The sequence below is a fragment of the Mesorhizobium sp. WSM4819 genome (genome assembly GCF_055811215.1).
The window spans coordinates 1-634 of sequence record NZ_JBVVQO010000095.1 but is presented as its reverse complement, the minus strand read 5'-3'; the positions used below and the strand labels follow the sequence as shown (position 1 = coordinate 634).

Annotated in this window: 1 protein-coding gene; it reads left to right on the top strand. The window is 59.1% G+C overall.

The genetic code is table 11. The features are described from left to right. Positions 1-377: 377 nt before the first annotated feature. Positions 378-634 (top strand): ATP-dependent DNA ligase (locus AC0L18_RS32385; protein WP_473495743.1); only part of this gene is annotated, 257 nt, incomplete at its 3' end.

Below are 634 nucleotides of genomic sequence, written 5' to 3'. Positions count from 1 at the left end.
ACCCTCTGCCTGTCAGCACTGGAGGGCGATCCGATTGACCCTCACGTGATCCGAAAGGCTTTCGTGGCTGCCGCTAAGGAGGCGGAGATGTATCTCTCGCCCGAGTAAGGGACGGCCCGACAGCCACTTGGGGGGCGACGATCGGGCCGCCGGGCCAGCGGGGGCGTTTGGGTCGCCGGCCACGCGAACTATATGCCGCTGCATGCGTCATCGCTAATTTAGTAAAATGGTCATGGTCCGTTCTCCTAGCCATCAAATCGGATGAGCCTAGAATCGAAAAAGTGCGTAAAATTGTAAGTACCGGCGTCGGCCGGCTTGAGTTCATCCGACCGATGATGCCCACCTTGGTAGCGAAGCCGCCCCAAGGTGACGACTGGATGCACGAAGCCAAATTCGACGGCTACCGCTCCCAGATCATAATCTACGCCGACGGTGCGCGGATCTTCACCCGCCGCGGCCTAGACTGGACCTCCAAATACCGCGACCTGGTCGAGGCAGCAAAAGGTCTCAACGTGGAGAATGCCATCATCGACGGCGAAGTCGTCGTCTTGAATGAGGCTGGCCTTTCGGATTTTGCCGCGCTGCGCAAGGCAATCACCAGACGCCAGCACGACCTCTATTTCGTCGCGTTCGA